The sequence below is a fragment of the Streptomyces sp. NPDC059003 genome, from assembly GCF_042740445.1.
In the GTDB taxonomy this organism is placed as follows: domain Bacteria; phylum Actinomycetota; class Actinomycetes; order Streptomycetales; family Streptomycetaceae; genus Streptomyces.
This window is the reverse complement of the sequence record NZ_JBHYJH010000144.1, coordinates 1-24115: the sequence shown is the minus strand read 5'-3', so window position 1 is coordinate 24115 and position 24115 is coordinate 1. Positions and strand designations below refer to the sequence as shown.

21 protein-coding genes are annotated in these 24115 nt (G+C 73.7%); 8 read left to right on the top strand and 13 right to left on the bottom strand.

The window, feature by feature from the left end:
• Window positions 1-34: 34 nt before the first annotated feature.
• Window positions 35-1561, bottom strand: a complete 1527-nt coding sequence (locus ACFWZ5_RS35085; protein WP_384795896.1) for an acyl-CoA synthetase — start codon at window positions 1559-1561, stop codon at window positions 35-37.
• Window positions 1562-1704: 143 nt separating this feature from the next.
• On the opposite strand from ACFWZ5_RS35085, the gene ACFWZ5_RS35080 reads away from it, so the two are divergent.
• A complete protein-coding gene (locus tag ACFWZ5_RS35080; protein ID WP_384795894.1) occupies window positions 1705-4095 on the top strand; it encodes a glycosyltransferase in 2391 nt (796 codons plus the stop codon).
• Complete coding sequence (locus ACFWZ5_RS35075) at window positions 4092-5309, top strand: acyltransferase family protein (RefSeq protein ID WP_384795892.1); 1218 nt, start codon at window positions 4092-4094, stop codon at window positions 5307-5309. The genes ACFWZ5_RS35080 and ACFWZ5_RS35075 overlap by 4 nt, the downstream gene beginning before the upstream one ends.
• A 14-nt stretch (window positions 5310-5323) precedes the next feature.
• On the opposite strand, the gene ACFWZ5_RS35070 is transcribed toward ACFWZ5_RS35075, so the two are convergent.
• Entirely contained in the window at window positions 5324-5563 is a 240-nt protein-coding gene (locus ACFWZ5_RS35070) for a hypothetical protein (RefSeq protein WP_384795890.1), read from the bottom strand.
• 161 nt (window positions 5564-5724) lie between these two features.
• On the opposite strand from ACFWZ5_RS35070, the gene ACFWZ5_RS35065 reads away from it, so the two are divergent.
• On the top strand, window positions 5725-6600 hold the full coding sequence (locus ACFWZ5_RS35065; protein ID WP_384795888.1) for a RimK family alpha-L-glutamate ligase: 876 nt from the start codon (window positions 5725-5727) through the stop codon (window positions 6598-6600).
• A 40-nt stretch (window positions 6601-6640) separates the two neighbouring features.
• Here ACFWZ5_RS35065 and ACFWZ5_RS35060 read toward each other — a convergent pair whose 3' ends face one another.
• From ACFWZ5_RS35060 to ACFWZ5_RS35015, 10 genes are all read right to left on the bottom strand, one after another.
• Complete coding sequence (locus ACFWZ5_RS35060; protein ID WP_384795886.1) at window positions 6641-7255, bottom strand: hypothetical protein; 615 nt, start codon at window positions 7253-7255, stop codon at window positions 6641-6643.
• Window positions 7236-8060 carry an FkbM family methyltransferase gene (locus tag ACFWZ5_RS35055; protein WP_384795884.1) on the bottom strand — a complete coding sequence of 275 codons (825 nt, stop codon included), beginning with the start codon at window positions 8058-8060 and terminating at the stop codon, window positions 7236-7238. Before ACFWZ5_RS35055 ends, ACFWZ5_RS35060 begins: the two co-directional genes overlap by 20 nt.
• Entirely contained in the window at window positions 8057-8314 is a 258-nt protein-coding gene (locus tag ACFWZ5_RS35050) for a Trm112 family protein (RefSeq protein WP_384795882.1), read from the bottom strand. The genes ACFWZ5_RS35055 and ACFWZ5_RS35050 overlap by 4 nt, the downstream gene beginning before the upstream one ends.
• Window positions 8311-9246, bottom strand: coding sequence for a DMT family transporter (locus ACFWZ5_RS35045; protein ID WP_384795880.1), 936 nt, complete (start codon window positions 9244-9246; stop codon window positions 8311-8313). Before ACFWZ5_RS35045 ends, ACFWZ5_RS35050 begins: the two co-directional genes overlap by 4 nt.
• Before the next feature lie 3 nt (window positions 9247-9249).
• Window positions 9250-10005 (bottom strand): class I SAM-dependent methyltransferase, encoded by a 756-nt coding sequence (locus ACFWZ5_RS35040; protein ID WP_384795878.1) that lies wholly within the window; start codon window positions 10003-10005, stop codon window positions 9250-9252.
• Window positions 10002-11429 carry a condensation protein gene (locus ACFWZ5_RS35035; RefSeq protein WP_384795876.1) on the bottom strand — a complete coding sequence of 476 codons (1428 nt, stop codon included), beginning with the start codon at window positions 11427-11429 and terminating at the stop codon, window positions 10002-10004. Before ACFWZ5_RS35035 ends, ACFWZ5_RS35040 begins: the two co-directional genes overlap by 4 nt.
• Window positions 11426-16012, bottom strand: a complete 4587-nt coding sequence (locus tag ACFWZ5_RS35030; protein WP_384795898.1) for an alpha-(1->3)-arabinofuranosyltransferase family protein — start codon at window positions 16010-16012, stop codon at window positions 11426-11428. Before ACFWZ5_RS35030 ends, ACFWZ5_RS35035 begins: the two co-directional genes overlap by 4 nt.
• Window positions 16009-16737 carry a class I SAM-dependent methyltransferase gene (locus ACFWZ5_RS35025; protein WP_384795874.1) on the bottom strand — a complete coding sequence of 243 codons (729 nt, stop codon included), beginning with the start codon at window positions 16735-16737 and terminating at the stop codon, window positions 16009-16011. The genes ACFWZ5_RS35030 and ACFWZ5_RS35025 overlap by 4 nt, the downstream gene beginning before the upstream one ends.
• Window positions 16734-17906, bottom strand: a complete 1173-nt coding sequence (locus ACFWZ5_RS35020) for a glycosyltransferase family 4 protein (RefSeq protein WP_384795872.1) — start codon at window positions 17904-17906, stop codon at window positions 16734-16736. Before ACFWZ5_RS35020 ends, ACFWZ5_RS35025 begins: the two co-directional genes overlap by 4 nt.
• Before the next feature lie 270 nt (window positions 17907-18176).
• Window positions 18177-19217: a DUF3068 domain-containing protein gene (locus tag ACFWZ5_RS35015; RefSeq protein WP_384795870.1), complete on the bottom strand. Its 1041-nt coding sequence runs from the start codon at window positions 19215-19217 to the stop codon at window positions 18177-18179.
• Between the two features lie 343 nt (window positions 19218-19560).
• Here ACFWZ5_RS35015 and ACFWZ5_RS35010 point away from each other — a divergent pair, with 343 nt between their 5' ends.
• The 3 genes from ACFWZ5_RS35010 (at window position 19561) to ACFWZ5_RS35000 (ending at window position 21871) form a co-directional block, all read left to right on the top strand.
• Window positions 19561-19725, top strand: coding sequence for a hypothetical protein (locus tag ACFWZ5_RS35010; protein WP_384795868.1), 165 nt, complete (start codon window positions 19561-19563; stop codon window positions 19723-19725).
• A gap of 5 nt (window positions 19726-19730) precedes the next feature.
• Window positions 19731-21029, top strand: coding sequence for a helix-turn-helix domain-containing protein (locus ACFWZ5_RS35005; protein ID WP_384795866.1), 1299 nt, complete (start codon window positions 19731-19733; stop codon window positions 21027-21029).
• A 113-nt stretch (window positions 21030-21142) separates the two neighbouring features.
• Complete coding sequence (locus ACFWZ5_RS35000; RefSeq protein WP_384795864.1) at window positions 21143-21871, top strand: hypothetical protein; 729 nt, start codon at window positions 21143-21145, stop codon at window positions 21869-21871.
• A 30-nt stretch (window positions 21872-21901) separates the two neighbouring features.
• On the opposite strand, the gene ACFWZ5_RS34995 is transcribed toward ACFWZ5_RS35000, so the two are convergent.
• Window positions 21902-22390 carry a MarR family winged helix-turn-helix transcriptional regulator gene (locus ACFWZ5_RS34995; protein ID WP_384795862.1) on the bottom strand — a complete coding sequence of 163 codons (489 nt, stop codon included), beginning with the start codon at window positions 22388-22390 and terminating at the stop codon, window positions 21902-21904.
• Window positions 22391-22469: 79 nt separating this feature from the next.
• Here ACFWZ5_RS34995 and ACFWZ5_RS34990 point away from each other — a divergent pair, with 79 nt between their 5' ends.
• Together ACFWZ5_RS34990 and ACFWZ5_RS34985 are read left to right on the top strand one after the other, a co-directional pair.
• Complete coding sequence (locus tag ACFWZ5_RS34990) at window positions 22470-23501, top strand: NADP-dependent oxidoreductase (RefSeq protein WP_384795860.1); 1032 nt, start codon at window positions 22470-22472, stop codon at window positions 23499-23501.
• A gap of 73 nt (window positions 23502-23574) precedes the next feature.
• On the top strand, window positions 23575-24003 hold the full coding sequence (locus tag ACFWZ5_RS34985; protein WP_384795858.1) for an organic hydroperoxide resistance protein: 429 nt from the start codon (window positions 23575-23577) through the stop codon (window positions 24001-24003).
• Window positions 24004-24115 lie beyond the last annotated feature (112 nt).

Here is a 24115-nt window from a genome sequence, read left to right as displayed (position 1 = left end):
GCGCCGGAAAGAAGGGGTCCTAGGGGCGGAGCCCCTAGTTTCGGGAAGGGGCGGGATTGGGGAAGGCCCCCGGCAGGGAACGCTTGAGCACCTTCCCCATATCGTTCCGCGGCAACGCGTCCACGTAGTGGACGACCCGAGGCCGCTTGTGGGGAGCGAGGCGTCCCGCCACGTGCGCCGCCAGGTCATCCAGCGACGGCACCCGCCCAGGGTCCGTGGGGACGATCCACGCGACCACCCGCTCCCCGAGATCGGGATCCGGCTCACCGGTCACCGCGGCCTCCCGGACACCCCCGTGCTCGAGAAGCGCGTTCTCGATCTCCCCCGCCCCGATCTTGTAGCCACCGCTCTTGATGAGATCGGTCGCCTTGCGGCCGACGATGCGGACGTAGCCGTCGGGATCCCGCACCGCCATGTCGCCGGTGCGGAACCAGCCGCCGGGGGCGAAGGCGGCGGCGGTCGCGTCGGGGCGGTTGAGGTACTCGGCGAACAGGTTCGGACCGCGGACCTGGATCTCGCCGACCGCCTCGGGGTCACCGGCGATCTCCTGGTCCGCCTCGTCGACGAGGCGCAGCTCGACGCCCGGCAGCGGCACGCCCACGGTGCCCGCACGCGGCACGCCGTCCGCGCGGACGCTCGTGTTCATCAGGGTCTCCGTCATCCCGTACCGCTCGATGACCCGGCGCCCGGTCGCGGACGTGATGCGCTCGTGGTCGTGCACGGGCAGCGCCGCCGAGCCGGAGACCAGGAGCCGCGCCCCCGACAGGGCCTTGACCAGTTCCGGCTCGTCGGGCAGGGCCTCGGCGACGCGGTGGTACATGGTGGGGACGCCGAACATCATCGTGGCGCCGCCGCCCAGCTCGCGGGCCACGCCCGCCGTGCTGAAGCGGCCCAGGTGCCGTACCGAGCCGCCGCGCCGCAGCGGGCCGAGGACGCCCAGGATCAGGCCGTGCACATGGAAGAGGGGCAGGCCGTGCACGAGGACGTCGTCGCCGGTCCACTCCCAGGCGTCGGCCAGCGCGTCCAGGGTCGAGGAGATCGCGCGGCGCGGCAGGACGACGCCCTTCGGCGGGCCCGTCGTGCCGGAGGTGTAGACGATCAGGGCGGGGGCGGCCGGGTCAAGGGCGGGGAACGGGAAGCCCCCGTTCCCGTTCACCCCGGCGGCTACGTCCACGCCCGAGTCCGAGTCCGCATCCACATCCGCGTCCACATCCACCCGCGCCAACCCGCCCAGCGCGTCCGGCAGTTCGTCCCCCGCCCCCGCGAGCACCGCCGACGGCCGGCTGTCCGACACGATGTGCCCCAGCTCACCGTCGCCCGACTTGGGGTTGAGCGGCACCGCGGGCACCCCGGCGAGCAGCGCCGCGACCACGGCGACCGCCGTCTCCAGGGTCGGCGTGGCCCAGACGGCCACCCGCGTGGCGCCCGCGTCCGTGAGGCGGGCCGCCAACGCGCCCGCGCGGTCGGCGAGTTCGGCGTACGTCAGGCCGCGGTCGCCGAACCGCAGGGCGGGGGCGGCGGCCGGGTCCTTCAGGGCGGGGAAGAGGGGCTCGGGTTCCACGGTCGTACTCCTCCAGATGTGCTCAGCGTGTGCACGGCGACTTAATGAGAGCGTTACGCCGCCGAAGGTGCGATGACACAGTGATCGTTGAGGCTGAAGCGGCCGGTCCACCCCCACACGTCCGAACAGGATGGGACCACCCCTTGCTCACCTCGCACCGTTCACCCTCGTCGGCCACCGCCGACGCGGGCAGCTCCACCGCCAACCTATCCAGCTCCCCGCTTCCGCACGCCACGGGCCGCGTCCTCGCGATAGCCGCCCCGGGCCCGGAGCGCGAACGACTCACCAGAGCCCTGGAGTCCACCGGGTACGACGTGACCCACACCACCCCCGACTCCGTGCACCCCCACCTGCGCACCGCGCCGCCCGACGCCGTCGTCGCGCTCGACGACGGCCCGGGCGGGCGGCGGCACGGCGTGGCCGTCATCACCGAGGTGCGGGCCGAGCCCGCGGGGCAGGCGCTGCCGCTCGTCGTGGTCGGCTCCGCCGCGCGCGAGCCCGTCGCGGTGGCCGAACTCCTTCGGCACGGCGCCGACGACTGCCTGCCCAGCGGCTGCGCGCCCGTGGAGCTCTCGGCGCGCATCGCGGCCAAGCTGCACCGGGTCCCCGTACCCGTCGAGCAGCTGCTGCGCGATCCGCGCACCGGGCTCTACTCGGGGCCGCACTTCATGGACGAGCTCGACCGCGAGCTGCGGCGGCCCGCGGCCGCGCGGCTCGGCGGGGTGCTCGCCGTCGTCGCCGTCGCCGAGATGCCCGCCCTGGAGAAGCGGCTCGGCCCGCGCGTGCACCGGGAGGTCGCCGAACGCCTCGCCCAGGTCGCCGAGCGCTCCGGGAACGTGTGCGACCGCCTCGGCTGGGACGACGACGGGCAGCTGCTCGTCCTGATGCCCGGGGTCGACGCGGAGGAGGCCACACGCGGGCTCGCGCGGTTCGCGGCGTCCGTGGCGGGCACGCGGTTCGTCGTCGCCGACGAGAACGTACGCCTCACCCCGGCCGTCGGGTTCACGCTCCTCGGGGAGCACGAAGGCGGGGAGCACGAGGGCCCGGAGGCGGCGCGCCGCGCCCGGGACGCCGCCGCCGAGGCGCTGCGCCACCGCGACCTGCGGCCCGTGCGCTACGCCCCCTGGATGCGGCCCGCGCCGCAGGAAGGACCGCGGCACGCGCGGGCTCGCGCGGGCCTGACCACCCTGCGGTCCGCCCTCACGCCGCTCCTGTCGCCCGTCCTGATGCTGCTGCTCGGCGTGGGCGTGCCGTTCCTGCTCTACCAGCAGGCGTACGACCGTCTGGGCTGGGACGTGGCCTCGTACGCGTACTGGGTCGTCGTCGCGGGGCTCGTGACGTCGGCGCTGCTCATCGTCCTCGAATGCCTCTTCTCGCTCGACGCGACCCCGCGGCCCGCCGCGCCCGCGCAGCCGTACCCGCCCGCGAGCGCCGTCATCGCCGCGTACCTGCCGAACGAGGCCGCGACGATCGTCGACACCGTCGAGTCCTTCCTCCGCCTCGACTACCCGAACGACCTGGAGATCGTCCTCGCCTACAACACCCCGCACCCGCTGCCCGTCGAGGACACGCTGCGCGAGATGGCGCGCCGCGACCCGCGGCTCGTGCTGCTCCCCGTGCCCGGGTCCACGTCCAAGGCACAGAACCTGAACGCCGCCGTGACGCGCGTGCGCGGCGAGTTCGTGGGCGTCTTCGACGCCGACCACCACCCGGCCCCCGACGCCTTCCGGCACGCCTGGGACTGGCTGTCCCACGACTACGACGTCGTCCAGGGCCACTGCGTGATCCGCAACGGCGACAGCTCCTGGGTGGCACGGCTCGTCGCCGTCGAGTTCGAGGCCATCTACGCCGTCAGCCACCCCGGGCGCACCCGCCTGTACGGCTTCGGCGTGTTCGGCGGCTCCAACGGCTTCTGGCGCACCGACGTCCTCGCCCGCACCCGCATGCACGGCACCATGCTCACCGAGGACATCGACTCCACGATGCGGGCCCTCGGCGAGGGCGCGCGCGTCGCCATGGACCGCACCCTCATCTCGCGCGAGCTCGCGCCGACGATGCTGCGGCCGCTGTGGAACCAGCGCTCCCGCTGGGCGCAGGGCTGGCTCCAGGTCTCGCTGCGGCACCTGCGCGCCGCCCTGCGCTCGCCGGTGTTCACCGGGCGCCAGAAGACCGGCCTGTTCGTGCTGCTGGGCTGGCGGGAGGTGCAGCCGTGGCTGACCCTCCAGATCCTGCCGGTGCTGCTGCACGCGGCCTGGCGCGCGGGCGGCGCGGACCGGCTCGACTGGGCGGTGCCCGTGTGCCTGATGGCGGCCGCCGTGACGCTGTCCGCCGGCGTGGTGCAGGCCGCCTTCGCGTGGCGGCTCGCGGTGCCCGAACTGCGGCGCAGAAAGACCTGGTTCTGGCGCTATCTCCTCGTGACCACGGTCTTCTACACCCACTTCAAGAACCTGGTGGCGCGGCAGTCCCATCTGAAGGAAGCTCTCGGCGAGCGGCAGTGGCGGGTCACGCCCCGGGCGTCGGCGGAGGGGTCATGATGGCGCGGCGCACCGCACCCCGCACCCCCGAACTCCAGGGCCTGCGCGGCCTCGCGGCCCTGTCGACGGTCGTCTTCCACGTGTGGCAGCAGTACTTCACGTACGACGCGTCGGGCACCCACCCGCCCGTGGCGAGCCCGGCCCTCGGCGCGCTGTTCTCCCTGGAGGTCATCGACCTGTTCTTCGTCCTGTCGGCGTACCTGCTGACCCTCGCGTACGCACGTGCCGCCGTCGACGGCGACGCGAGCCGGGTGCGGCCACGCCGCATCTTCCTGCTGCGGCGGGCGGTCCGCATCCTGCCCGTGTACGTCCTCGCGGTCCTGGTGGTGTGGGCGAGCCGCAATCCGACGCTGCCGGGCGACTGGCGCGACCTGGTCGAACACCTCACGTTCACGCACGTCTTCGACCGCGAGCGGATCTTCTACACGCTGGGCCCGGCCTGGTCGCTCTCCCTCGAAGTCGCCTTCTACCTGGTCCTGGTGGCGCTGGGCCCGGCGGCCGTACGGGTCTGCCGCCGGCTCCCCGCGCGCCGGGCCCGCGTCGCCCTGTGCGCGGCGGGCTGCGGCGCGCTCTTCCTGCTTCCCCTCGGGTGGATCGCGTACGCGCACCACGTCCTGGACGTGCCGTACACGAACTGGCCCGTGTACTTCGGCCCGCAGGCCCGGTTCGGGAGCTTCGCGGCGGGCATGGCGCTCGCGGTGGCCCACGTGGCGCTCGGCGGGCGGGGCCGGGCGGGCGCGCGGGTCGCGGGCCCCGTGGCGCTCGCCGCGCTCGCGGGCCTGTACGCGCTGTCGTACGCCTCGGACCCGGGCAACGCCGCGTCCACCTACTACCACCCCCTGGCCGCCCTGCTGTGGTGCGCCCTGCTCCACGTCGTCCTGCGCCCGCGCGCGGGTGAACGCCCCCGGTGGCAGGGCCTGTTGCGGGCCCGCTGGCTCACGGGCGTCGGCCTGGTGAGCTACAGCCTCTACATCTGGCACGAGCCGGTCCTCCTGGAGCTGTCCAGGAGGAACCTGCTGCCGCAGGGCGATGCGGGCTTCGCGGCGGGTGTGCTGCTCGTGACGGCCCTGGCGGTGGGTGTCGCCGTGGCCTGCTACTGGCTGGTCGAGTACCCGGCGGGGCTGCTCGCCCGGGCCCGGGACGCCCGGGGCGAGCCGCGGGAGTTCTACCCCGAGGTGAAGGAGCAGGTCCCGGAACCCGTGGGCACCCGCTGAACGCGGCGGCGCCGCTACGGCATGGCGCTGCCGGTGTTCCGCATCATCTGCTGGAGCACCTTCATGGTGGTGACGTAGTCGCGGTCGTCGATGCCCTGGTGGATGCGGTCGCGGATGGCCGGGATGTGCGGGCCGAGGCCGTCGGGCGAGATGTCGTTCTTCGACAGGTTGCGCAGCAGCCAGTACTGGGGCTGGGGGAGGCCGAGCTCGGCCAACTGGGCCCGGGTGAACGCGATGAGGGCCTCGTAGGCCATTCCGGTCCAGTACGCGGCCGGCTGCGCGGCAAGCTCTGCGCACCGGCGGGCAGCTCGCCCGCACGAAAACCGCTCCGCGAAAGCCCCCGCCCCGGGCTACCCTGCCGCCCGGCTCCCGCGCGCCCCGCGCGGGAGCCGCGTCGCACGTGAGGAGCGCGTCCGTGGCCCCCGACATCGCCCTGGTCACCCTGAGGCCCCAGCCGGGCATCGGCACCGACCGTGACCTGCCGAGGATCCGGCAGGCCGTGGACGACGCGGGCGGGCGGGCGCGGGTCGTGTGCTGGGACGACCCGGACGTCGACTGGGGCGGATTCGATCTCGTCGTCATCCGCTCGCCCTGGGACTACGTCCTGCGCGCGCCGGAGTTCCTCGCGTGGGCCGGGCGCGTGGCCGCCGTCACCCGGCTCGCCAACCCGGTGGACGTCGTGCGCTGGAACGCGGACAAGGGGTACGTGGGGGAGCTCGCCCGGGGCGGGGTCCCCGTCGTACCCACCGTGTACGTCGGGCCCGGCGGCGGGGACGGACTCCCGCCCTTCGACCGTGACTTCGTCGTCAAGCCGACCGTCGGCGGCGGCGCCCACCTCGCCGCCCGCTACCGCACCGACGAGCGCCCCGCCGCCCTCACCCACGTGGCGCGCCTGCACGCCGAAGGGCGGACCGCGATGGCCCAGCCGTACCTGCCCGGCGTCGACGTCACCGGCGAGCGCGCCCTGGTCTTCCTCGGCGGCGACTTCCTGCACGCCATCCGCAAGGGCGCCGTCCTGGCCCCCGGCGTCGCGTACGACGAGGAGAAGGTCTCGCACCCGGACGTGGCGGTGTGGCACCCCACGGACGCCGAACTCGCCGTCGCCGGGCGGGCCCTGGCGGCCGTCCCCGGCGCCCCCGACCTCCTGTACGCCCGCGTGGACCTGGTCGACGGCCTCGACGGCGAGCCCTGCGTGATGGAGCTGGAGCTCGTCGAGCCGAACCTGTTCCTCGACGTGCACCCGGCCTCGCTGCCCCTGGTCGCGGAGCGGTTCGTCAAGGCCGCCCAGTAGGCCGGGCGCTGCTCACGCCCCTGCGCTCACGCCTCCGTGCCTACGCCTCCGGGAACGACACCCGCTGCAACAGCCCCCACGTGAACTCCGCGACGCACTTCCGCCGCCCGCCCGTCTCCCCACTCGTCTCCCCGTCCGGACCGCTGAACGCGAGCCGCCACCGCGTCGGGGCCGTGCCCTCCATGGGGCGGGCGGGGGCGAACGCGCGGGCGGCCTCGTCGACCGTGCAGGACCAGGGGGTGAGGTCGGCCAGGGTGCGCAGGGCGGGGGACGGGGCGCCGGGGGCGCGGATCAGCCACTCGTTCCAGACGGCGCCGTTCGGGGCGAGCAGGACCTCGAAGCGCAGGTCCGGCCAGAGCGGGACCGGCCACAGCAGGGCCTCGCACTCCAGGTCGCCGATGCGCCGCCGCTGCGTCGCGGCGGGCGTGCCGAGGACCGAGCGGTAGCGGGAGACCGCCGCACGGGAGTTGCGGGAGTGCAGCATCGCCTGCCAGCGGCGGTTCGCCTCGCGCATGTCCCCGACGGACGCGCCCAGTTCGTGCCGGGCGTCCTCGACGAGGTCCGGGTTGTGGTCGGCCATGCGGCGCAGCAGGACCAGCTGGAAGTCGAGCGGCGTGAAGGGCGATGCGGCGGAGCTAGTGGGCATGTGCTCCATCGTCGCGCACGACCCGGCCGCCCGGACGGCGGCCGTCCGGCAGGAACAGCACCGAGTTCACGTACCGCGGCCGTCTCGGCGTGAGGACGCGCCGCAGCAGCCCCTGCGCGACGACGTACGACGTGGCCCGCTGGTGCGCCTCCAGGGCGGAGGTGTCCAGGGGCAGCCAGGTGTCGCCGGGCAGGATCCAGCCGCGGTAGCCGTGCTCCGAGGCCAGGAGGTCGACGACCGGGTCGATGGGCTGGATGCGGGACTCCAGCTCGACGAAGAGCGCCGGGCGGTCCCGGTCGATGAGGGCGCGCGCACCCCGCAGCACCGGCAGCTCCGCGCCGTCCACGTCGATCTTGATGAAGCGGACGTCGCGCAGGCCGAGCCCGTCGAGGGTCAGGCACGGCACGTCCACGGCGGCCTCGTGCACCCCGTCGCGCCGCACCAGCGAGGACACGCCCCGGTCGCCCCGGTCGTCGTGGGGCAGCCACAGGCGTGCCGTGCCGGGGCGGTCGCTCGCGGCGGCCTGCACGACCCGCACGTTCCCGGGCGTCGAGCGGGCGAGCAGCCGCGCCAGGTGCGGCACCGGCTCGACGGCCACCACGCGCCGGGCGCGGCCGGCCAGCCGGCGCGACCAGGGCCCGTACCAGCCGCCGACGTCGACGGCGGTGCCGCAGTCCGGCGGGCACAGCTCGTCCAGGCGGGCCAGCTCCGGCTCGAAGCGGGGGTAGAGGAGCCGGGCCAGGGCGGCGACGATCCGGGACGGCAGGTGCGGGGCCACCCGGGCTGCGACGGTCCGCTGGTCCCCGGGCGTCACGGCGAGATCCGCTTCAGGAGCCGCTCGTGCTCGTCCTCCGTGAGCTGCTCGCCGGAGGACGGCAGGAGCTGCGGGATGCCGTCGACGATGGGGTAGCGGCGGCGCAGGCGCGGGTTGTAGAGGGCCTGTTCCGGTACGAGGGGTTCGTCCGTGACGGGTTCGGCCACGGCGGATTCGTCGGGTGGGAGCAGGGTCAGGGGGCCCTTGTCGAGCGGGCAGGCGAGGATTTTCAGGAGCGGGTCGTCGGGGTTCAACCTGAGGTCAACTCCTTGGGGGGTAGGGAGGTGGGGGCGGGGGACGGCGGCTCGTCGTGCTTCGGCATCAGCAGGAGCACCGTCACGGCGAGGACCGTGCCGGAGACCCGCAGCGCGAGCCGCACCGGCTCGTCCGGCAGCGCCTCGCCGAACGCGAGCGTGCCGAGCACCGCGGTGAACAGCGCCGTCACCGTCGTACACACCGGCACGATCAGCGAGGCACGGCAGCGCTGGAGCGCCGCCTGCGACATGATCAGGCCGAACGCGCCGGTGAAGAGCAGGAGATACGGATACGGGGAGCGCAGCAGGCCGAGCAGCGCCCCGCCGAGCCCGTCCGTCGTGAGACAGCTGGACACGCCCTTGATCGCGAGGGAGCTGACGCCGTAGAGCAGGCCCACGCCGACGCCGTACTCGACGCCCGACGAGGGCTGCCGGTGCCGCTGTCTCGCGCGGCGCTCGCCGTTCGCGTACAGCCACACGCCGAGCGCGAGCGACGGCAGGCACACGGTGAGGACCAGGTAGACGGGTGCCTCGCGGCCCACCGTGTCGGCGCCGTGGCCGCTCTCCTTCAGGGAGAGCACCACCATGAGCAGCGCGGCGAGGATGGCGCCGACCGCGAACCGCTCGCGGCCCGACGTCCGTTCGCCGAGCAGCACGGAGGAGAGCAGGAGCAGCAGGACGAGCCCGGAGACGAAGATGCCCTGCGCGGCGGCGATCGGCAGCGTGCGGTAGACGGCGAGCTGCGCGCCGAACCCGGCGGCGAGCGCGAGCGACCCCGCGAACCACAGCGGGCTGGAGATCACCTGCCGGAGCAGCCGCAGCGGGCGGCGCACGCTCACCGACGGCATCGCCGAGAGCGCCCGCTTCTCCAGGACGAAACCGGTGCTGTAGAGCACGTTCGCGAGCAGCGCCGCGGCCACACCCCACCACACGGGCTAGGCCTTTCGGGCGTGCAGGAGCAGGATCGAGGCCGCGCTCGGCGCGGCGCAGGCGAGCCGGTCGAGGGCCCGCAGCGGCCGGGGAACGCCGTGGAAGGGCGCTCCGGCCAGGCGTACGACGTCGAAGCCGGACGCGGCCACGAACTCCCGCAGCGCGCGGGCCGTGTACAGGCGCAGATGCCCGACGACCTCACGCCCCGGCCTGCCGTGGATGCCGCGCAGGCTCACCTCGGAGAACACGGGCTGCACCCCGGCCAGCAGCAGGCCGCGGTTGTACCAGGCGGCGAGGTTCGGCGTGGACAGCATCAGGTGCCCGCCGGGCCGCAGCACGCGGCGCAGCTCGTCGAGCGCGCTGTCGGGGTCCACGAGGTGCTCGATCACCTCGCTGAACAGCACGGCGTCGGCGGACGCGGACGCGAACGGCAGGCCGCCGTCGGTGAGTTCGCCACGCACGACGTGCGGCAGGTGGCGGCTCGCGCGGCGCAGCGCGTCCTGGGACCAGTCGACGCCGATGACGCGGTGCCCGGCGAGCAGCGGCGCGGCCGCGCGGGCGGCGCTGCCGTCGCCGCAGCCGATGTCGAGGACGACGCCCGCGCCGCGCGTGGCGGGGCCGAGCGCGGCGGCGAGCATCCGCGCCTGGCGCAGGCTGCGCGCGTCACCGGAGGCGACCGGCACGTCCGGGTTCTCGTAGAAGTCCCGCAGTCCGCGGGGGCGGTGAGAGGTCGTACGCGGTGTCGTGCCGGTCGTCGTCATGAGCCGCCGCTCCCCTCCTCGGTGCCTTGGGTGGCCTCGGGTTCTTGTGTGGCCCCAGTTTCCTGTGTGGCCTCGGTTTCCTGTGTGGCGTGGAGGTAGTGCTCGAAGAGGTCCCGCAGGTGGCTGCCGTCGCCGTGGCCGAGCAGCGTCCTGGACCAGCGCAGGGCGAGGAGGAGGCGTCCCGAGGCGGACGCGGTGGTCACGGTCAGGCCGCGCGGCATGCGGGCGGGCGCGGAGAACGCCACCGCGCTCGCCTTCCCTGCGTCGCCGAAGTCCAGCGGGTAGGGCACCCGGCCGATGTTGCTGAGCAGCGTCGTCGAGGTCCACGGCGCGGCGGCCCTGCGCAGGCCGCGGGTGACGGCGGCCCGCGCCGTGACGGGCAGGACCGGCGCGGTGATCAGCGTGGCGCCGTGGCCGAGCTGCGGGCGCGCCAGGGCCTTGAGGGCGCGGGTGCGGTCGGAGGTGCGGCGCAGGAGTTCGCGGACGTCCTCGGGGCGCAGCTCCTCGGGGGCGCCGCCCCTGGCCGACGCCAACTCCTCGGCGGCGAACGGGACTTCGACGAGCCGCGTGCCGTTGCCGATCGGCATCGTCATGTCGCGCGGCCGGTCGTCGACGGGCATGGTGATGCGCAGCGGGCGGGGCTTCGCGCCGTGTTCGCGGTTCCAGTGGGCGATCATCAGCGCGGTCGCGACCATGAGCTGGTCGTTGACGGTGAAGGGCGAGCCCTTGGGGCGGCGCGGCACGGGCAGTTCGGCGACCAGCATGCCGTTGCCGGGGGAGGGCTCGGGGCTGCCCTTGGCGACGCGGGCCGGGACGGCCCACGGCGACGGAAGGCCCGTCGGCGCGGCGGGCCCGGCGGTGGGGGAGACGGGCGTACGGGTCGGGGGTGCCGCGGGGGAGTTGTCGCGGCCCCCGTACAGCTCGGCGGCCGTGGCGAGGACGCGCAGGCACGCCGGGCCGTCGAGCGCGGTGTGGTTGATGGTGAGGAACAGGACGCTGGCGGCGCCCCCGGCCTCCGCGTCGGCGACGACCTCCAGACGGATCGGCGGGGACGCCGTGAGCGGCGGGGCCTCGCACAGGGCGCGCTCGCGGGCCCGCTTCAGCGCGTCGGGCTCGGGCCGCGGGAAGGTCACCACCTCCACGTCGGGCCTGCCGGTGAGCTCCCACTCGTAGCGCCGCCGGTACCAGGGCCCGCGGGCCTCCCGCATCAGAATGCGCGGATGGCGCCGCAGGGCCTCGCCGAACGCGGCCCGCAGCCGGTCGGCGTCCGGCCTGCCCGGCAGGTGCACCTCGATGTGGACGGTCTCCGGCTCCTCCTCCTGGAGGCAGTGCCTGGCCACTTCGTCGACGACGGGAAACGGCACGCGGCGCGGGGTCCGGCCGGGCCCTTCGGCCCGCCGGGCGGGCTGTTCCAGGGCGGTCATGGTGCGCTGTCCTTCCCAGTGGTGCCGCTGTCGCCGTCCTCGGGGCCCCGGGAGTCCTCCGGGGCCTTGCGGAGGGGGTCGGGGCCGCGGGCCGAGAGGGTCGGCCCGGCCACGTACGGGGGCACGGCCTCGGCGGAGGGCGGGTGTTCGGTGCCCTGGCCGGGTGCGGTCCCCTGCTCGGGTGCCGCGCCCCGGTCGGCGTCCGGTCCGTCCTCGCCGCGCTTGCGCTGGGGCAGCGGCGGCGCCGTGGCGGGGGTGCCCGCGCCCGGCCCTAGCGGCATCGTCGCCGCGTCCGGATCGTGCCCCGGCGGAGCGGCCGGAGGCGGAGTAGCCCCACCGGGACCGCCAGGCCCACCCGTACCGCCGGGCCCACCGGGACCACCGGTACCGCCGGGCCCACCCGCTCCCGCCGCCGGAGCCGCCGCCCCCGCCACGGGGGCGGCCTCCCGCACCGACACCAGTGCCGCGAACAGGCCGATGAACGCGAGCAGTTGGGCCGCGTGCCCGAACGCCCCCTCGTCCGCCTGCACCGTCTCGCCCGCTCCGGTCGCCGCCGCGATGCCCGCACCGGCGAGCGCGAGGAACGCGACCGGCACGAGCAGCGCGTGCCGCCGCCAGGCGAGCAGCGCGAGCGCGGGCACGAGCAGCGCGAACCAGCCCGCGATCACCACGGCCACCGCGGTCAGGGCCACCGTGCCGAGCACGGCACCCGGCGCGGGCGGCGCCACGTCGGGCCCGTCCGGGTTCGGGTCGCGGCGCCGCCAGAACACCAGCGCCACCAGGGCGAGGACGCCCGCGCCGCCGCCGATGAGACCGGCCTCGTACGCCGTGGACGGCTCGTAGCTGAGCTTGACCGTGCCGCCCTCGCCCGCCGGGATCAGCCAGCCCTGCTGCCAGCCGTCGAGCCGCACCTCGCGCAGCTCCTTGCCGTTGAGGGTGGCCTTCCAGCCGTCGTTGACGTTCTCGTACGTGGTGAAGTACGCGGCGGCCCCGTCCCCGACGGTGACCTCGCGCCGGTCGCCGAGCCAGTCCTTGATACGCAGTTCACGCGCGGAGGTGTCGACGCTGCCGGGGGTGCCCCGGGTCAGCGTGACATCCGTGATCGCGAGCGGACCGGCGTCACCGGCCTCCACGCTGTGCTGCCCGGCGGACAGGTCGAGCGAGGTCAGCCGCTTCGGCTTGCGCTCGCCGCGCTCGCACAGCGTCACCTCGACGGGCCGCCGCTCCACCAGGTCCCGCACGGTGCCCTTGGCGGACGTCGGGTACAGCTTGCCGTCCACCGACACGACCGGGCCCTCGCCGCACGGCAGCGAGAAGGTGCGGCCGGGCGAGGGCTGCTTGGTGCGGTACCGGTCGAGCGCCGGGATGTAGGCCTCGGTGAGGCCGACCGGCAGTTGCAGCTTGTCGTCCGCCACCGGGTTGTGCAGGGTCAGCGGGGCGGTCTTGGTGATGGTGATGTCGAGGCGGTTGGTCTCGATCGGGGTGAAGCGGGCGACGCCGTTCTCGTCGACGCCCGCGGTGGCCGCGCCGTCCGGCGAGCTGATCTCGATCTTCTCGGGCCGGGTGGACAGGCCGCCCGCGCCGGGCAGCACGATCTCGCCGACCTGGACCTTCGGCCCGGTCCAGCGCAGATGGATCACCGGCCGCTCCCCGGCCCCGGCGATCCACGCGGTCGTCAGGTCGCCGTCGGTGAGATTGCGCGGCGACAGACCGGTGCCGAGGTCGGACGTGGAGTCGGCGGTGGCGATCAGGCTCTGCTCCTGGTCGGGCGCCACCTTGTAGAGCAGCTCGTCGAGCGCGCCGCCGGGCGCGGCGACGGCCCGCATCTTCACGTCGTACGTGCCGTCGCCGGTGGTCGTGAACCGGCGGTGCAGGCCCGACTCGGCGGTCACCGGCGACAGGCCGCTCGGGTCGGCCGAGCGGTGCATCGAGTACGTCGTCGCGTCGGCGTCGGCGCCGTCGGTGCCCTGTACGTCGGCGGGCATCTTGAGCAGCTTGGTGATCTGCACCTTGGGGATGCTGATCTCCGAGAACCCGGCGCCGGTCAGACCGCGCTCGGCGACCTCCGCGTCGAGGATCGTCAGCTTGACCCAGCCGGAGCTGCCCGGCTTGGCCTTGACCTGCTGGGTGGTGCCGTTGGGCCGCAGGTACGTGGTGGCGCTGCCCTGTTCGGTCTCCACGCGGACCTTCGTCGGCGCGGCCCGCACCCCGCTCTGCGGCAGCGGCGTCACCTTGAACGACTTGGGGATCTCCGTCTTCTGCCGGAACTCCGCCTTGATCCACTCACCGTCGGGGCTGCCGGGGTTGCCCTCGGTCCAGGCGGTGTCGGGGTTGCCGTCGAAGGCGTTCACCGGGTCGTACTGCGGCAGGTGGAACAGCCAGTTGCCGTAGCTCGACGCGGTCACGGACTTCGCGCCGCGCAGCTCGGCCGTCGTCTGGTGCCGCACGCCCTTGGTCGGCAGGATCTGGTGCGGCTTCTTGCCGGGGTCCTGGGTGGCGTCCGGCGCGTTCTTCTCGTCGCGCGTGTACGTGTACGACGTGTTGGTGTTGACCAGGCCGAAGCGGGTGTCCGCGCGCCTGAGGCCGTCGCCGACCGCCTGCAGGCCGGGCGGGGAGGCGAGGCCCGGGTGGTTGTCGCCGGTGAGGACCACGGGCCGGTCGCGCATCGTCGGGTCGGCCGACAGCGGAAGCAGCGCCTCGGGGCCGCCGCTGACGACGGCCGTGTTGGACACCGGCTTCAGGCCCGCCTGGCCCGGACGCCGCGCGCCCTTGCCGGGCGTGTAGATCTCCACGGCGCGCTGGCGCGGGTACAGGCCCTCGACCTGCACGGGCGTGTCGTCCTCGATGCGCCCGCCGGTCTCGGTCGGGCCGAACCCGGTGACCCGGGTGTAGCCGGACTGCTCCAGGGTGCGCTTCACGGTCGCCGTCGGCACGTGTCCGACCTGGTCCGGGTCGAGGTCGTTGCGCACGACGACGTAGTACAGGCCGGCGCGCCTCAAGTAGTCGCGCAGGCCCGGCACTTCGCCGCCCGTCATCAGGGCCTGCTCGACGGCGTCCATCGCGCGCCGGTTGCCGGGCGCGCCGAACGGCACGTAGTCGCGCTGTGCCCAGCGCGAGTCGGCGAGCACGTCGAGGGGCTGGTCGATGGTCGAGCCCCAGGTGTGGATGCCGTGCGCGGTCGCGGGCACGACGAGGGCGCGCGAGTCGGGCGAGTACTTCTCCAGCCAGTCCGCGGTGGCCTGCCAGTAGTTCGGCAGCTTCTTGAACGAACCCGGCTGCAGGATCGAGCCGTTGAGATACGGCCAGGCGAGCCCGGGAAGCACCAGGACCGCGCAGACCAGCGGCGCGTACCGGCGCCCGCGCACCGCTCGGGCCCCGCGCGCGACCCCCGCCACGCCCGCGAGGTGGGTGAGGCCGAGGGCGAGCGCGAGGGCCAGGCCCGTCTGGAACTTGTAGATGTTGCGGAACGGCACGAACCAGCCGTTCAGCCAGTCCTGCACGGTGCCGTGGAAGGGCGCGCCGAACGCGCCGCCGTACCCGGCGAGCGTGAGCAGCACGACCGAGACGACCGTGAGGACCAGCCAGCGCCGCTCCGGCAGGTCGCGCCGCGCGAGCCCGGCGAGGCCGAGCCCGGCCGCGAGCGCCGAGCACACGATGGTGACCACGGCCGTCGCGACCGTCCAGCCCGCGGGCAGCCAGGCCTCGCCGAAGTGCAGATACGCCACCCAGTTGCCGGCGCCGCGCAGCGCCTCGGTGGCCGACATGGTGCCGGTGGTGGTGGCCGCGTTCTCCACGAACGGCAGGAAGTTCTCGCCGTAGATGCCGAGCAGCAGGAGCGGCACCACCCACCACGCGGTGGCCAGGATGACGCCCGGCACCCACCAGGTGATGAGCTTGCGCTTGCGCGGCCCGTTCGGGCGCGAAAGGAGATACAGCGCGACCGGCAGCAGCGAGGCGAGCGTCGACGCCGCGTTCACACCGCCCATGAACGGAATGACGAGAGCCGACCGGAATGCCGCGATCCGCGCGGTCACGCGGTCATTGGTCAGCGGAAGCAGCACCCACGGCAGGACCGCGCCGGGCAGCGCGGCCGCCGACGTCGACCCGATGACGACGGTGAACGTCGGCCACAGCGCGTACACCGCCGCGCCCAGCAGGCGCGAGCCGTGGCTGCCCACGCGCAGCCGCTCGGCGAGGCGCAGGGCGCCCCAGAACGCGGCCGCCACGATCAGCGAGAACCACAGCCGCTCCGCGAGCCACGTCGGCACCTGGAGCAGGTCGGTGAGCGCGTAGTACGGCAGCATCGGGAACGCGTAGCCGACGTACTGGTCCTGCAGGCCCCCGAAGCCGCCCCGGTCGTGCCAGAGCTGGCCCAGGTCGGACAGGAACTGCCACGGGTCGACGGCGACACCCAGCTTGGTGTCGAACGTCATCCGCCCCGGCTGCACGGCCAGGAAGCACACGAGCACCACGGCCCAGAACCCCGCGAGCCAGCGCCGCGAGCGCGGCCCGTGTTCGGGGTCCGGCGGACGCGCCGTGGGCTTGAGGGCCGCCGGGGGAGGGGCCTGGACCGTAGTGGTCATGGACACCGCCTGAGGATGAGGAGGAGGTTCCAGGTCGCGAACTCGCGCACGCCCGGCACCCTCGCCACCGTCTCGGCCCAGAAGGGCCAGTAGCGCGAGCGCGCGGAGACGACGGCGACGTCGTCGCGCGCCCGCACCTGTCTGAGAGTCGGTCCGATGTGGTGCGCGAAGAGGTTCTCGCCGAGCGTGTGCTTGGCGGGTCTCCCGGTGCGCCGCTCGTAGCGGGCGCGGGCGCGCTCGGCGCCCAAGTAGTGCCAGGGCGCCCACTCGTGGCCGCCCCACGGCGAGAGCCAGTTGGTGAACGCCACGTAGATCAGGCCGCCGGGACGGGTGACCCGCACCAGCTCGCTGAGGAACGTCTGGGGGTCGGCGACGTGCTCGAGGACGTTCGAGGAGAACGTGACGTCGGCGGCACCGGTCGCGACCGGCAGCAGATAGCCGTCGGCGACGACCGCGCCCTCGGGCGGCTTTCCGCCCTGTGCGCCCAGCTCCGCCAGGTCGGGTTCGAAGAGGTACGCCTGCGCGCCGCGCCTGCGGAACTCCTCGGTGAAGTAGCCGGCGCCGCCGCCCACGTCGACGACCACCTTGCCCCGTACGGGCAGATGGCGTTCGACCTGGTCGGCGGCGTCACGGGCGAGCAGCGCGTAGCACCGCTCCGGTTCCTGCTGCTCCCGCAGGAAGGCCCGGAACAAGGTCGCGGAACGGCGCAGCGACGGGTCCTTCACCTGGGTCCCTTCGCGGCTGGTGGCTCGTGCGCGGCGACCGCTTCGGCGGCCACCGCCTTGAACTGGCGGACCGTGTTGGCCCACCGGAAGTGCGCGGCGCGCTCGGCGGCCGCCTTGCCGAAGGCGCGGCGGCGCTCCGCGGAGAGCGCGAGGGTGCACCAGGCGGCGGCGAACGAGCTCTCGCCGCGCGCGAGCAGCCCCGTCACGCCGTCCTCCACGGAGTCCCGCACGCCCGGCACGTCGAAGCCGATCGCGGGCGTACCGCGGGCCGCGGCCTCGGTGATGACAAGGCCCCAGCCCTCGACGGCCGACGGGTGCAGGAGCAGCCAGGACGCGCACAGCAGGCGGTGCTTCTCGTCCTCGGAGACGTGCCCGGTGAACTGCACGTCCGGGCCCGCCATCCGTGCGAGCCGGTCCCGTTCGGGCCCGTCGCCGACGATGACGAGCCGCCCGCCGGTGACCGGCCTGACCCGCTCCCACAGGCGAAGGAGCAGATCCATGCGCTTGTACTCGACGAGCCTGCCCATGGCGAGGAACAGCGGCTCGTCACTGCGTTCGGTCAGCGGCCCCGGCTCCGCCACGCCGTTGTGCACGACCCGGATGCGGTCGCGGTCGACGCCCAGGTCGCGCAGGGCGGTGGCCGTGGACGGCGAGACGGCCACCAGGAGATTGCCGCGCTGAGCGCCCGAGAGCGACCAGTGTTCGAGCTTTCTGCCGAGCCGGGCGGCCGGGGCGAGCGGCCCCTGGAAGCGCATCGCCCACAGCTCGGTGTGGACGTGGTTGACCAGGCACAGGGTGGGGCCGCGGTGCCACAGCGGCGCCAGGTACGGCATGCCGTTGCACACCTCGACCAGGAGGTCGCAGTCGCCGACCTGGCGCGTGAACGCCGAGCGGGCGCGCAGATAGTGGCCGAGGTCGCCGCCCGCGGACACGACGCGGTAGTCGCGGTACGCGGCCGGGCCGCCGCACAGCAGCGTGACCTGGTGGCCCTGCCGGGTGAGCCCGTCGGCCAGCTGGTCGACGAGGAGTTCGGAACCGCCCGCCGCCGGGTTGCCGAGATCGCGGCGGGCGAGGAAGGCGATCCGGCGCGGATGTGGGGGGAGCGCCGGAAGGGGCCGCGCGGGCCGGGCTACGGCCGGACGCAGCGACGACGGCACGTGCTGGGGCATGACGTGCTCCAACTCGTCTCGGGGTGCGGAACTGTGGGGGGCTTACGGGTGGTGCCGTGGTGCCGTGGTGCCGTGGTGCTCGGTTCCGGGTGGTGCGTGGGGGCGGAACGACAAGAAGCCGGTCGGGGAACCGGGTGCTGCCGGTCGGGGGACCGTGGTGCTCGGAACTGCGGGCCGTACCTGGGGTGGGGTGGATAGTTTTCGCCGCACCTAACGGCGCGGCTACTCACCGAGGTGACAATTTCGGGGCTTCTTGACGCTGACGTCTCATCACTTCGTGGTGGGTTGCAGGGATGTCGGTGACGTTCCGGAATGCGGACTGTTCGCGTCCGGGGATTCACCGGGGCCTTGCGGGCCGTTCGCTTCCGCGTCGTCCTGCCGTCCTCGTACGACGAACGCGCCCGCGAAGAGCACGAGCGCACCGCCGAGCACGACGGCCAGGAGCGGCAGCGTCTCGCCCACGAGCTTCAGGCGGTCGCTGTCGTCCCTGGCGAGGTCCACCTGCTTCTGCTGGGTCTTCTTGTCGAAGGCGATGCGCCGGCTGTCGAGCAGCACCGTCCGGTCCTTCTTGCCGCCGGGTGCCCGCAGCGTCTTGCGCGGTCCGATCGCGGCGTAGATGATCCGGCCCGTGCGCTGGTCGGCGACCAGGTTGATGCGGTGGTTGGCGTACCACTCCTCGGCCATGACCTGGCTGCGCTTGGGCATCCCGACCATCCGCCCGGGCACCTGCCGCGTGCCGGTCTTGGTGGCCTTCACGGTGCCGGTGAAGAGCAGCCCTTCGTAGCCCTGGACCTTCCGCCTCTCCACGAAGCGGAGCGGCACCACGTCGCCGAGAGTGCTGTCCCACCACAGGTAGGTGCGTTCCTCGACGTCGAAGGGGAACTTCAGGTAGGCCTCGCCCTCGAAGTAGGGCTTCTCGCCGCAGCAGTGCACGGGCCGGTTGGTCTTCCGGTTCGTCACCCAGCGCTCCAGGGTCCACAGGAGCGAGTCGTGGGTGTCGGCGGCCGGCAGCGTCTTGTCGGGGTCGACGGACGTCGACACGTCCCAGACCGCGCGCCCCGACTTCTCGCTGTCCTTGACGTTGCCGCGCACCTGCCGGGTGATGGTCAGGTTCTGGTCGTCGACTGTCTTGATCTTTTCGGTGTCGAAGTAGGCTCCGGTGCCCTTGAAGACGGTGATCTGGTCCACGTCGGTGGGCGTGCGCTTGGCGCGCGGCTCGACGTACCAGGCCAGCATCGGTGCCAGGACCAGCAGAAAGGCGCCGATGCCGAGAAGGACGAGGGACCAGGGCGAGGCTGTGCGTCGCGACATCCGGCGCTCCTGCTGTGAGGTGAACAGAGGACGGTCGAGCTGGGGCGAACCGCGCCTTGCCGAGACGCGCCGATCGCTCAACTCTGAAGCATTACTGGTGAGTTATAGGCGTGCTGCGGCATCGTTGCGGTTCAGTTGCCCGAATTGCTGCGGTGCTGTTGCCACGGAGTTACTGCTCCGTATGGGCCGGGAACGCTAGGCGGACCCTTGACGCAGTGTCAATGCATTGTTGACACTGGGCACCTGCCGGACGGGGCCGGTAGGGGGCCGGTAATCGACTGTGCGAGACCGACAGGCGCACGATCGGGGTGGGACGACCTCCAGCAGAGAGGCTGACCCTCGTATGCACCGACTGCTCGCCGCGACGCTGACCGTCGCCGTCGCCGCGGCCCTCGCCGTGGGCGCGGCCCTCGGCATCGTCGCGCTCCTGAACACCACGCCCGACCAGCCCAACAGGCCCCTCGTGCACTACGAATCGCCGGAGCGCGACGGGCAGCGGGACCAGTGACCGACATGACCGCCGTCTCCGAGGGCCCCCGCCCCGCCGTGCCCGACGGCAGACGCGCCGGCGGACCCGCCGTGACCGAGGGCGCGCGCTCCGCCTGGCGCGACGTGCCGCCTTTGCAGGTGCGGCGGTTCGCCGCGCTCGCCCTCGAAGAGGTGCCCGCGCTCGCCCAGGACATCCTGCGCGAGATCCGCGCCGAGTACCCCGGCCTGCCCGTCGTCCTCGACGACTCCGGCGAGCCCATGGCGCTCGTCGGCATCCGCCGCGCCCTCGAAGGCTTCGTGCAGCAACTGGCCACCGCCGACCGGCCGCGCTACCACCCCGAGGTCTTCCAGGAGTTCGGCCGCGGCGAGGGCCTCGAAGGCCGCAGCCTCGACTCGCTCCAGGCGATCTACCGCCTGGGCGTGCGCCTGGCCTGGCGCCGCCTCGCCGAGATCGGCCAGCAGACCGAGATCCCGCCGCCCGCGATGTACGAGCTCGCCGAGTCGGGCTTCGAGTACCTCGACGGCCTGGTCGACCAGTCGGTGCGCGGCTATGCCGAGGCCGCGGCCCGCCAGGCCGGTGAACGTCTGCGACTGCAACGCAAGCTGATGGAGTCGCTGCTCGCCGACCACCGACCGGAGCCCGCCGCGGTCTCCGTGCTCGGCGCCGAGAGCGGCATCGACGAACGGGCCGCGCGGGCCGGCTGGCAGCTGCCCGAGCGCGTCGCCGTCGGCGTGCTCCTGCGCCCCGCGCGCGAGGCCGTCGCACCGGCCGTCGGCGAGGGCGTGCTGCTCGACATGGAGGCCGAGCGGCCCCGCATGGTCGTGCCGGACCCGGACGCCGCGGGCCGCCCCGAGCTCCTGCGCCGCTCCATGGCCGGCTGGTCGGGCGCCATCGGCCCGCCCGTGCCGCTGGCCGACGCCGCGAAGTCGCTGCGCTGGGCCGAGGCCGCCGTCGGCCTCATGGAGCGCGGACTGCTGCCCTCCGGCGAGCTCCTGCACTGCACGGAGCACACGGAGGCGCTCGTCCTGCTCCAGCCCGAGGAGCTCATCGAGGACCTGACGCGCCGCTGCCTCGCCCCCCTCGACCACTGTGGCCCCGCCCACGGCCGCCGCCTGGCCCAGACCCTCCTGGCCTGGCTGGAAACGCGCGGCGGCGCCCCCGAGGTGGCGGCCCGCCTGGGCGTCCACCCCCAGACGGTCCGCTACCGCCTGCGCCAGATCAGGGAGTTGTGGGGCGACGAGATCGACGACCCGGACCGCCGCTTCGAACTGGAGCTGGTGCTCCGGGCACGGCGGCTCAGGGGCGCGCTCGGACGCCCCTGAGCAAGGCCCCTGGACCGGCCAGGGGCGCGGCTCCCCGGAGCATTCGATTCCGCACACAACTTTCACAGCATCAACGTCTCCACCACCGGCGTGGGACCTAGCCTCCATGCCTCATGGACTACTGCCACGCGTGCCACCGGCACCTCAACGGCGCCTTCGCCTGCCCGGGGTGCGGAACCCCGGCCGAGGCCTGCCGTGCGTACGGGGAGTCGCTGGGCGCACGGTCGGCCCCCGATGGCACGGCGGCCCGGGACGCGGACGAGGCGGATGACGCGTACGACGACGCGTACGACGACGCGTACGACGACGCGTACGACGACGAGGCCCCGCCGCGCGACCGCTCCCGCCGCCGTGCGGCCCAGCACCGCCGCAGGCGCCGCAGGATGCTGCTCGTCACCGCGGGCATCGCGCTCGCCGCGGGCGGCCTGAGCCTCGCGGAACTCGGCACGGAGTCGGCGTCCGAGGAGCCGAAGGCGGCGTCGGCACCGGACGGCGACGCGGAGCCGACGGACACCGCCGAGCGCCCCGACGGCGCCGCGGACCCCGGCACGGGCACGACCGCGGAGCCCGCGTCGGCCTCCGGCTCACCCTCGGCACCGGCGTCGCGCAGGGCGCGGGACAAGAACGCCGACGAGCCCCCGCACGACACACCCGGAGGCACCGCCAACACCCCCACCCCGGCGGAAGCGACGGGCCCCACGGACCCGACCGCCACCCCACCGCCGAACACCCCGCCCCCGAGCCACCCGCCCCAGCGGCCCACGACGAAACCCCCGTCGGACCCGACCCCGGACCCGACCCCGTCGGAAACGTGCGACCGCTTCTTGTGGTGGTGCACGTAAGAGCGCCCCGAAGAGAGGCGCCGCCGGAGGCTAGACGCCGTCGGCGTCGGCGTCGGCGTCCACGCCGAGCATCTTCCGCAGCATCCCGCGCAGCGCAACCCGCTCCTCATGTGAGAGCTCAGCCAGCGGCTCCCGCGCGAACCCGAGCGACTCCCGCAGGCTCCGGGCGGTCGTGAGCCCCTCCTCCGTCGGCGCCGCCAGCTTCACGCGACGGTCGGCCGGGTCGGGCCGCCGCTCGACGAGGCCGCGCGCCTCCAGGCGGTCGACGATGCCGGTCACGTTCGACGGCTCGCACTTCAGCTTCTGGGCGATGCGCCGCATGGGCATCGGTTCGAGGGAGAGCAGCCCGAGGACCCGGGCCTGCGCGCCGGTCAGCTCGTGCCGGCCCGCGGCGATGTCGTACTCCTCGTGGTAGCGCGCCACGACGGAGCCGATGAGCTCGACGACCTCCAGGGTCAGCGGGTCGATCCGGGGGGCGGCGGGGGAGCTGCTTGTGGCCATGCCCACCAGCGTACCCATTTACTTGACAACCTCAAATATCAAAGCGCATGCTTATTTCAGAACCTGAAGCATTAGGCCACTGAGGAGGACACCCCCGATGTCCGTCACCCCCGAGCAGCTCCCCGCCACCGGCCGCGAGTGGCACCTCGTCCGGCGCCCGCACGGCTGGCCGGTCCCGGAGGACTTCGCGCTGCGCGAGGCCCCGGTGGAGGCCCCGGCCGAGGGCCGCGTCCTGGTCCGCAACCTGCACTTCTCCGTCGACCCGTACATGCGGGGCCGGATGAACGACGTGAAGTCGTACATCCCGCCGTTCCAGCTGGACCAGCCGATGGAGGGCGGCGCCGTCGGCGTGGTCGTCGCGTCGAACGCGGACGGCTTCGCGGCGGGCGACCACGTCCTGCACTTCGCGGGCTGGCGCGAGTACGCGTCGGTGCCGGCGCAGTACGCGATGAAGGTGGACCCCGAGGCGGCGCCGCTCTCGGCGTACCTGGGCGTGCTCGGCATGACGGGCCTGACGGCGTACGCGGGCCTGCTGGAGGTGGCGTCCTTCAAGGAGGGCGACTCGGTCTTCGTCTCCGGCGCGGCCGGTGCCGTCGGCAGCCAGGTCGGCCAGATCGCGAAGCTCAAGGGCGCTTCGCGCGTGGTCGGTTCGGCGGGCTCGGACGAGAAGGTGAAGCTCCTGGTCGAGGAGTACGGCTTCGACGCCGCCTTCAACTACAAGGACGAGAAGCCGGTCGTGGAGCAGCTGAAGGAGGTCGCTCCCGACGGCGTCGACGTGTACTTCGACAACGTCGGAGGGGAGCACCTGGAGGCCGCCATCAGCCGGATGAACGTGGGCGGCCGCGCCACGATCTGCGGCATGATCGCGGGCTACAACGACACGGAGCCGACGCCGGGCCCGCGCAACATGGCCATGATCATCGGCAAGCGCCTGCGCCTGCAGGGCATGCTCGTGGGGGACCACGAGAAGCTCCAGCCGCAGTTCGTGCGCGAGGTCGCGGCGTGGGTCCGCGCCGGCGAGCTGAAGTACGCCGAGACGTTCGCGCACGGGGTCGAGAGCGGCGTGGACGCGTTCCTCGGCATGCTGCGCGGCGAGAACACCGGAAAGATGATCGTCTCTCTTCCGTAATCCGATAAAGTAATTCCACAATGCCGCGCTGCCGGGCGCGAGGCGCGGCACACCCCAGGAGGAACCGACCGTTATGTCGATCCAGCAGATAGACGTCAAGTACACGGCCGTCGCCACCGCGGAGAACGGCCGCGACGGCCGCGTGGCCTCGGACGACGGCAAGCTCGACGTCGTCGTGAACCCGCCGAAGGAGATGGGCGGCAGCGGCGCGGGCACCAACCCCGAGCAGCTCTTCGCCGCCGGTTACAGCGCCTGCTTCCAGGGCGCGCTCGGCGTCGTCGCCCGCCGCGAGAAGGCCGACATCTCCGGGTCCACGGTGACCGCGAAGGTCGGCATCGGCCCGAACGGCGACGGCGGCTTCGGCCTGGAGGTCGAGCTCGTCGCCTCCATCCCGAACGTGGACCCGGCCACCGCCCAGTCCCTGATCGAAAAGGCCCACCAGGTCTGCCCCTACTCCAACGCGACCCGCGGCAACATCAAGGTGGACCTGAAGGTGGCGTAACGCCGACTCCACTCCTCAAGCACCGGACGGGCTGGGCATCTCAGCCCGTCCGGCGTTCGAGGACGAGGCGCGAAGCGCCGATAAACGGGGGTCCTAGGGGGCAGAGCCCCCT

What these genes read in the sequence shown, in the direction of transcription:
- ACFWZ5_RS35060 (WP_384795886.1), bottom strand. Translation starts at nt 7,255, where the DNA reads ATGGAGCACATGCCCACTAGCTCCGCCGCATCGCCCTTCACGCCGCTC.
- ACFWZ5_RS35035 (WP_384795876.1), bottom strand. Translation starts at nt 11,429, where the DNA reads ATGACCGCCCTGGAACAGCCCGCCCGGCGGGCCGAAGGGCCCGGCCGG.
- ACFWZ5_RS34985 (WP_384795858.1), top strand. Translation starts at nt 23,575, where the DNA reads ATGTCGATCCAGCAGATAGACGTCAAGTACACGGCCGTCGCCACCGCG.
- ACFWZ5_RS35015 (WP_384795870.1), bottom strand. Translation starts at nt 19,217, where the DNA reads ATGTCGCGACGCACAGCCTCGCCCTGGTCCCTCGTCCTTCTCGGCATC.
- ACFWZ5_RS34995 (WP_384795862.1), bottom strand. Translation starts at nt 22,390, where the DNA reads ATGGGTACGCTGGTGGGCATGGCCACAAGCAGCTCCCCCGCCGCCCCC.
- ACFWZ5_RS35070 (WP_384795890.1), bottom strand. Translation starts at nt 5,563, where the DNA reads ATGGCCTACGAGGCCCTCATCGCGTTCACCCGGGCCCAGTTGGCCGAG.
- ACFWZ5_RS35075 (WP_384795892.1), top strand. Translation starts at nt 4,092, where the DNA reads ATGATGGCGCGGCGCACCGCACCCCGCACCCCCGAACTCCAGGGCCTG.
- ACFWZ5_RS35005 (WP_384795866.1), top strand. Translation starts at nt 19,731, where the DNA reads ATGACCGCCGTCTCCGAGGGCCCCCGCCCCGCCGTGCCCGACGGCAGA.
- ACFWZ5_RS34990 (WP_384795860.1), top strand. Translation starts at nt 22,470, where the DNA reads ATGTCCGTCACCCCCGAGCAGCTCCCCGCCACCGGCCGCGAGTGGCAC.
- ACFWZ5_RS35030 (WP_384795898.1), bottom strand. Translation starts at nt 16,012, where the DNA reads ATGACCACTACGGTCCAGGCCCCTCCCCCGGCGGCCCTCAAGCCCACG.
- ACFWZ5_RS35000 (WP_384795864.1), top strand. Translation starts at nt 21,143, where the DNA reads ATGGACTACTGCCACGCGTGCCACCGGCACCTCAACGGCGCCTTCGCC.
- ACFWZ5_RS35020 (WP_384795872.1), bottom strand. Translation starts at nt 17,906, where the DNA reads ATGCCCCAGCACGTGCCGTCGTCGCTGCGTCCGGCCGTAGCCCGGCCC.
- ACFWZ5_RS35040 (WP_384795878.1), bottom strand. Translation starts at nt 10,005, where the DNA reads ATGACGACGACCGGCACGACACCGCGTACGACCTCTCACCGCCCCCGC.
- ACFWZ5_RS35010 (WP_384795868.1), top strand. Translation starts at nt 19,561, where the DNA reads ATGCACCGACTGCTCGCCGCGACGCTGACCGTCGCCGTCGCCGCGGCC.